Source organism: Aeromonas sp. sia0103 (assembly GCF_963895295.1).
GTDB classification, from domain to species: Bacteria; Pseudomonadota; Gammaproteobacteria; order Enterobacterales; family Aeromonadaceae; genus Aeromonas; species Aeromonas encheleia.
In genome coordinates this window covers 1-385 of the sequence record NZ_CAWQKG010000028.1, presented here as the reverse complement: position 1 = coordinate 385, position 385 = coordinate 1, and the positions used below count along the sequence as shown (strand labels likewise).

General features: G+C 63.1%; 1 protein-coding gene. It reads left to right on the top strand.

What is annotated here, in order from left to right; genetic code table 11:
* On the top strand, positions 1-385 hold a 385-nt coding region (locus AACW18_RS11300), incomplete at both ends, for a VCBS domain-containing protein (RefSeq protein WP_218390087.1).

Here is a 385-nt window from a genome sequence, read left to right as displayed (position 1 = left end):
AGCCACACCGTGACCATCACCATCACCGGCGTCAATGACGGTGCCGAGATCAAGGGTGATGACCGCGGTGCGGTGACCGAAGACCTGAACGTGGTCAGCGGTAACCTGACCGAGACCGGCAGCCTGACACTGACCGACGTGGACGGGGCGGACGAGGCCGAGTTCAAACCGGGCCTGGGCGCGCCGAGTGCCAATGCCCTGGGTAGCCTGACCATTGCCGCGGATGGCAAGTGGAGCTATGAGGTCGCCAACAGCAAGGTGCAGTACCTGGGCCAGGGTGAGACCAAGGTCGAGACCTTCACCGTACAGAGCCTGGATGGCACCAGCCACACCGTGACCATCACCATCACCGGCGTCAATGACGGTGCCGAGATCAAGGGTGATG